Annotated in this window: 8 protein-coding genes; 2 read left to right on the top strand and 6 right to left on the bottom strand. The window is 68.6% G+C overall.

Annotation, left to right across the window (positions count from 1 at the left end; genetic code table 11):
* Window positions 1-45: 45 nt before the first annotated feature.
* Together ACFUUZ_RS14315 and ACFUUZ_RS14310 are read right to left on the bottom strand one after the other, a co-directional pair.
* Window positions 46-546, bottom strand: coding sequence for a hypothetical protein (locus ACFUUZ_RS14315; RefSeq protein WP_378696080.1), 501 nt, complete (start codon window positions 544-546; stop codon window positions 46-48).
* A 45-nt stretch (window positions 547-591) separates the two neighbouring features.
* Window positions 592-1,374: an enoyl-CoA hydratase gene (locus ACFUUZ_RS14310; RefSeq protein WP_378696078.1), complete on the bottom strand. Its 783-nt coding sequence runs from the start codon at window positions 1,372-1,374 to the stop codon at window positions 592-594.
* A gap of 170 nt (window positions 1,375-1,544) precedes the next feature.
* On the opposite strand from ACFUUZ_RS14310, the gene ACFUUZ_RS14305 reads away from it, so the two are divergent.
* Window positions 1,545-2,198 carry a TetR/AcrR family transcriptional regulator gene (locus ACFUUZ_RS14305; RefSeq protein ID WP_378696076.1) on the top strand — a complete coding sequence of 218 codons (654 nt, stop codon included), beginning with the start codon at window positions 1,545-1,547 and terminating at the stop codon, window positions 2,196-2,198.
* Window positions 2,199-2,309: 111 nt separating this feature from the next.
* Here ACFUUZ_RS14305 and ACFUUZ_RS14300 read toward each other — a convergent pair whose 3' ends face one another.
* The gene (locus ACFUUZ_RS14300; RefSeq protein ID WP_378696075.1) at window positions 2,310-3,455 is read right to left on the bottom strand and encodes a thiolase family protein; all 1,146 of its coding nucleotides are present in this window, start codon (window positions 3,453-3,455) and stop codon (window positions 2,310-2,312) included.
* Window positions 3,456-3,531: 76 nt separating this feature from the next.
* Here ACFUUZ_RS14300 and ACFUUZ_RS14295 point away from each other — a divergent pair, with 76 nt between their 5' ends.
* Window positions 3,532-4,296, top strand: coding sequence for an SDR family NAD(P)-dependent oxidoreductase (locus ACFUUZ_RS14295; RefSeq protein WP_378696074.1), 765 nt, complete (start codon window positions 3,532-3,534; stop codon window positions 4,294-4,296).
* Between the two features lie 284 nt (window positions 4,297-4,580).
* Here ACFUUZ_RS14295 and ACFUUZ_RS14290 read toward each other — a convergent pair whose 3' ends face one another.
* The 3 genes from ACFUUZ_RS14290 to ACFUUZ_RS14280 all read right to left on the bottom strand — a co-directional run bounded on the left by ACFUUZ_RS14290 (window position 4,581) and on the right by ACFUUZ_RS14280 (window position 6,153).
* Window positions 4,581-4,823 (bottom strand): hypothetical protein, encoded by a 243-nt coding sequence (locus ACFUUZ_RS14290; RefSeq protein ID WP_378696073.1) that lies wholly within the window; start codon window positions 4,821-4,823, stop codon window positions 4,581-4,583.
* 149 nt (window positions 4,824-4,972) lie between these two features.
* A complete protein-coding gene (locus tag ACFUUZ_RS14285; RefSeq protein ID WP_378696072.1) occupies window positions 4,973-5,170 on the bottom strand; it encodes an IS3 family transposase in 198 nt (65 codons plus the stop codon).
* Window positions 5,170-6,153 carry an IS3 family transposase gene (locus tag ACFUUZ_RS14280; protein ID WP_378696070.1) on the bottom strand — a complete coding sequence of 328 codons (984 nt, stop codon included), beginning with the start codon at window positions 6,151-6,153 and terminating at the stop codon, window positions 5,170-5,172. The genes ACFUUZ_RS14285 and ACFUUZ_RS14280 overlap by 1 nt, the downstream gene beginning before the upstream one ends.
* Window positions 6,154-6,263 lie beyond the last annotated feature (110 nt).

Here is a 6,263-nt window from a genome sequence, read left to right as displayed (position 1 = left end):
GTACCGGAGGGATCTCCGGTACCGGGCGTCGACCGACCCCGCGGCTCAGCAGGCGGTCGAGGTACCACCCTGGATGGCGATCAGCGCACAGAAGGTGGCCGAGGCGACCTTCCAGGTGCTCCCCTCCTTCACCGCCTGCCCGGTCTGGTCCGGCAGCACCGGGGCTCCGTTGATCAGCAGCGAGTACCCGACATCGGCGTTGTTCGCGTCCACCAGCTTGATGGCGCCGAGCGAGACCGAGGTCCCCTGCCCCTGCGGGTTGCTCGCCTGCCCCTGCAGGATCGGCAGGAACGCGTCCCCGCTCTGCACATTCGCGGCCCGCTTCTCGGCGGGCTGGGTGGCGTCGAAGAACGTGGTGTACGCCTGGCTGATCGCCTGCGTGGTCGCCGCGTCGGCGGTGGCGGCCGCGGCCGACGTGGTGGCGGCAGCCGTCGTGCTGCTCGCGGTGTCGGACTCGTCGTCCGAGCCGCAGCCGACCAGCACGGCGGACGCGACGACCGCGAGGCCGATACCGGCCACGGCCTTGCGGAAGAGGGATTCGCGCATGAAACTTCCTCGTTTCAGGGGGGAGGGAACGGACGACTTCCGGTCCTACTGCATCTTGGCCTTCATGTCGTCCAGATGAACCAGAACCGGGAACCCGTTGACGCTCAACGCGTTCCCGTGCCCGGTCTGATGGGAGTCGAACACCGACTGGATGGCCGCGTAGAAACCCTGCACGTCCAGCGTCTGGTTGACGGCCCGCTTGGCCTGGCGCAGGCCGAAGGCGGGCATGGTCGCGATGTGCGCGGCCAGCTCCCTGGTGTGCGAGTCGAGTTCGGCCCGCGGCACCACGGTGTTCACCATGCCGACCTGCCGCGCCTCCTCGGCGGTGACCGGGCGGCCGGTGAACAGGATCTCCTTCGCCTTGCGGGCGCCGAGCTCCCAGGTGTGGCCGTGGTATTCGACGCCACCGATCCCCATCATCACCACGGGATCGGAGAACAGTGCGTCCTCGGCGGCCACGATCAGGTCGCAGGGCCAGCACAGCAGCAGCCCGCCGGCGATGCACCGGCCCTGCACCGCCGCGATGGACGGTTTCGGCACGTTGCGCCAGCGCAGCGAGTACCCGAGGTACCGCTGCGACTCGGAGCCGTAGATCTGCTCCAGCGTGATCTTGTCCGTCCAGCCCTTGCCCGCCTTGAGGTCGTGCCCGGAGGAGAAATGTTTGCCCTCCGCCCGCAGCACGATCACCGCGACCTCCGCGTCCTCGGCGGCGCGGGTCCACGCGGCGTCGAGTTCGTCCAGCAGCTCACCGTTCTGGGCGTTGGCCACCTCGGGCCGGTCCAGGGTGATGGTGGCGATGCGGTCCGCGACTTCGTAACGGATGTACAAGACGTGCTCCTTGCCGCCGGGGTGCGATGGGAGCGAGAATAACATTCTCAGTTGCGGAAGTAATAGTCTCTCAGAAAATGGAACATGCGTACCGTGAAGGCACTGTCGCATGACGTTCTCCGGTACAGTGCATTCATGTTCTCTTCATATGACCGGGGATCGAGGTGCCCGTGACCAGCCCGAGCGAGAAGCCGGCCTGGAAGCAGCGCGCGATCGAGCGGTCGCTGCGCTCGGCGAAGCTGCGCGCCGAGGAGCGTGTGCAGCGCTTCCTCGACGCCGCCCAGGCCATCATCACGGAGAAGGGGAGCACCGACTTCACCGTGCAGGAGGTCGTCGACCGCTCCCGGCAGTCGCTGCGCAGCTTCTACCTGCAGTTCGACGGCAAACACGAGCTGCTGCTCGCGCTCTTCGAGGACGCGCTGGCGCGCACCTCCGAGCAGCTGCGCGCGGCCGCCGACGGCCAGACCGACCCGATGGACAAGCTGCAGGTCGCGGTCGAGCTGCTCTTCGAGCTGTGCAGGCCGGACCCGGCGGCGCAGCGCCCGCTCTTCACCGATTTCGCCCCGCAGCTGCTCGTCTCGCACCCGGGTCACGTGAAGGTGGCGCACGCGCCGATGCTCGCGCTCTTCACCGAGCTGATGGACCTGGCCAAGGAGAAAGGCGAGCTGGGGCCGGACATGAACTCCCGCCGCACCGCCGCGATGGTGATGCAGACGGTCATGTTCACCGCCCAGTCCACCGGCGCGGTGGACGAGGAAACCCAGCACCCCATCACCGCCACCGAGGTATGGAACTTCTGCGCGCACGGTTTCGCGCGCGGATAACACGAACAACCCCCGGGTCCGGACACGGTGAGGGTGTCCGGTGGGCCGCCGGAGGAGAGAACGCACGCGTGAGCGAGCGGAGGGACGCCGCCCTCCGCTCGCTCACCCGTTTCACGGGGCCGGGACCTCGATCACGGTCGCCGACCCCATGCCGCCGCCCGCGCAGAGCGCGGCGATGCCGAAACCGCCGCCACGTCGGCGCAGTTCGTGCACCAGCGTCACCACCATGCGCGCGCCGGTCGCCGCCACCGGGTGGCCGAGCGAGCAGCCGCTGCCGCTGTAGTTCACGATTTCCTCGTTCAGGTCCAGGGCCCGGATGGTGGCGATCGGCACCGAGGCGAAGGCCTCGTTGATCTCGATCAGCTTCACCTGCCCGAGCGAGATCCCCGCCCGGCGCACCGCCTTGGTGATCGCCTCGATCGGCGCCAGCCCGGTGACCGCCGGGTCGACGCCGACCGACGCCCAGGCCCGGATGTAGCCGAGCGCGGGCAGCCCCAACTTGTCGCTGGCGATGGCGAGCGCGGCCGCGCCGTCGTTGGCGCCGGAGGCATTGCCCGCGGTGATGGAGAACCCCTCGATCTCCGGGTGCAGCACCTTGAGCGAGCCCAGCTTCTCCATGCTGGTCTCCCGGCGCGGGTGCTCGTCGGTGTCGAAGAGCCCGTGTGGGGTCTCGATCGGGACGATCTCCTCCTTGAAGCGCCCCTCGTCGATCGCCGCGATGGCGTTGCGGTGCGAGCGCAGCGCCCAGGCGTCCTGCTCCTCGCGGGTGAGCCCGGCGTGCACGGCGGCGTTCCAGCCCACCGTGATGGACATGTCCATGGCGGGGGCGTCCGGGCGGTTCGGGTGGCTCGGCGAGGTCCAGGGGTCGATCCACTCGTCCTCGCCGACCTTGAAGCGGGCGCGCGGCGCGGTGGAGTCGCTGTTCACCCCGCCCGCGATGATCAGCTCGTCCATCCCGGACCTGATCCCCGCCGCCGCGGACTGCACCGCGGCCATCCCGGCGGCGCAGTGCCGGTTCTGCGCCAGCCCCGGCACCGTGGTCAGCCCGGCGGTGATCGCCGCGTGCCTGGCCAGCACGCCACCGCCGTAGCGGCCCTCACCGAGGATCACGTCGTCGATCCGCCCGGCGTCGAGCCCTTCGGCGGCCGCGCTCACCACGTGGTGGGCCAGGTCGAAGGCGTTGGTGTCGCGCAGCTTCCCCTTCCTGGCGGTACCGATCGGCGTCCGCAGCGCGGAGACGATGACAGCTTCGGGCATGGAGGGCCTCCCCGGCTCGTCGTGAGAATAGTATTCTTTTGATTCGAGAGTACGACTTGCGAGAAGGGAATGCGACATGCAGATCAGTGGGAGCTCCGCGCTCGTCGTCGGCGGTACCGGTGGACTCGGCGAGGCGACGGTGCGCAGGCTGCACGCCGCGGGCGCGCGGGTCGTCGTCGCCGACGTGGCCGACGACAAGGGCAAGGAGCTCGCGAGCGAACTCGGCATCCGCTACGTGCACACCGACGCCACCGACGAGGACTCGGTCCGCGCCGCTGTCGAGGAGGCGGAATCCCTCGGCCCGCTGCGCATCGCGGTCGACACCCACGGCGGCCCCGCCACCGGCGGGCGGCTCATCGGCAAGGACGGGAAGGCGCTGGCGCTCGACGGCTTCCGCACCACGATCGAGTTCTACCTGACCGCCGTCTTCAACGTGCTCCGGCTCTCCGCCGAGGCCATCGCCCGCAGCGAGCCGCTCGACGAGGGTGCCCGCGGCGTCATCGTCACCACCTCCTCGATCGCCGGTTTCGAGGGCCAGATCGGCCAGCTCCCCTACGCCGCCGCCAAGGGCGGCGTCGCCGCCATCACCCTGGTCGCCGCCCGCGACCTCTCCCCGCTCGGCATCCGGGTGGTATCGATCGCCCCCGGGACGATCAACACTCCCGCGTACGGGCAGAACGCGGACAAGCTCGAGGCGTACTGGTCCCCGCAGATCCCGTTCCCCAGGCGGATGGGGCGCTCGGACGAGTACGCCAAGCTCGCGGTCTCGATCATCGAGAACGATTACCTGAACGGTGAGGTCATTCGCCTGGACGGCGCCCTGCGCTTCCCACCGCGCTGATGCCGGTCGGCGCCCCGGCGCCGGCGACGGCAGCCGGAGGCCGGGCCGCCCGACGGGGCGAAGCCGGCCTCGAGCTTTGCCTGTGCCGGGTGAAACCTACAGATCAGTAGAAAGGATCCGGAACAAGCGGAGATCCTGATTCAGGGATTCGATTCAGGGCCGCTGCGAAACCGGTATCGCGTCGAGTCTGATGATCCAGCTCGGTCGGCACGAGCGGCAAGATGACCAAGGTCTCTCGCTCCATCACCCGCAGCGCTTGCTCATGCTCATCCTGGCAACGACGATCACCGACGGCCCGACCGCTGTTTGATCTGCTGATAGATCTCGTCACGCATCTCAGCGGCATCGCGCGTGCGCCCGCTGCGGAACACCGGCAGCGGCGCGTCGTTGTCCGGGCGGTCGGATGTGTCGAGCAGCATCGCGAAGCCGCGACGGACGAGTTCCGCTTTGCTCACCCCGGTCGCCGACGCTTCCGCCTCGAGCCTCAATTCCAGCTCGTGCGGGAGGTACACCGTCGTCTTTGCCATGCCGCATATGGTGCCACCCGCTCGCACCACCGGCTGCCTGCCAGGCCGGGACGCCTACTTTCCCGCAGGCACCGCCCGCTACAGGTACAGGTTGAGCCACTTGGTGCTCTCGACCTGAGGTTCCCCCGCTTTGTTGGAGGGCGGGGATATCAGGTTCTGGCCGGGACCGGGTGATGGTAGACGGCCTCGAACTCGTCGGGTGATCGCCAGCCGAGTTTCTTCTGGATGCGCTGGGTGTTGTACCAGCCGTCGATGTAGGCGAACAGAGCGTTCTCGGCCTCTTCCCGGCTCCGCCAGCTGTTGCGGTAGACGAGTTCGGTCTTGAGGGTGGAGAAGAAGTTCTCCATCAGAGCGTTGTCATAGCTGTCACCGACCGATCCCATCGATTGCGCGATTCCGTTGTCGGCCGATCGGTTAGCGAACCGGAACGCTGTGTAGGTCGAGCCGCGGTCGCTGTGGTGGACCAGCCCGCCGTCACGAACGTCACGGCTCCAGACCGCGTACTCGAGGCGCCGAGCACGAGTTCGGTGTCGCAGCGGTCGGAGGTCTTCCAGCCCACGATCCGGTTGGAGAACGCGTCGCGGACCGCTGCCAGCCAGAACGCGCCCTGACCACACGGTATGCGGGTGGCGTCGGCGACCCACAACCGGTTGGGGCGGTCGGCGGTGAAGACGCGCTCGACCAGATCCGGTGCCGGCGCGGCCCGGGGATCCGGCCGTGTGGAGGCGATCCGCCATCGTTTGCGCAGGAAAGCGCCCTGCAGGCCGGCGCCGCGCATCACCCGCTCCACCCGTTTGCGCCCGACCGCGACACCGCGCCGGGCCAGCATCGCGTGCACCCGCGGGGAGCCGTAGGTGCCACCGGAGCTGGTGTGGATATCGACGATCTCGGCCAGCAACTGCTCGTCGGCGACCTGGCGTGCCGACGGCCGTACCGAGCGTTCGCGCCACCAGTAGTAGGCCGACGACGCGATACCCAGGACCCGCAATACGAGCTCGACCGGGTGCGGGCTGTCTTCGACGAATCCCACGATCACCTCCGGGTCTGGCCGAGCTCCGAGACGAAATACGCACTCGCAGAACGCAAGATTATCGTTGACTCGCTCCAGCTCGGCGACCTCTTTACGCAGCCGCTTGTTCTCCTCGGCCAGATCACTCACCTCCGGCGCGGGGCGCTGGCCGGTGTCGGCCTGGCGGATCCAGTTCCGCAGCGCTTCGTGGTGCACCCAGCTGCTGGGCCAGCTTGCGGATCGTCGGCTCGGATCCGACTCCAGGTACAGCCGGACCGCTCGGGCCTTCAGCTCGTCGGGGTACTTCTTCGGTGCTGCCACGCGGGGCTCCTTCCTGGTCCTATCGGACCATGCTGAGCCCTCCAGAGAAGCGGGGGAACCTCAACCGCCTGCTGCGGCAACTCGAGAATCCGCTCGGCGGTGGTGAGTGC

It is taken from the genome of Nocardia sp. NPDC057353 (assembly GCF_042667085.1).
Taxonomy (GTDB): domain Bacteria; phylum Actinomycetota; class Actinomycetes; order Mycobacteriales; family Mycobacteriaceae; genus Nocardia.
Note: the sequence above shows the minus strand (reverse complement) of the source record. Positions and strands in the feature narration are given on the sequence as shown.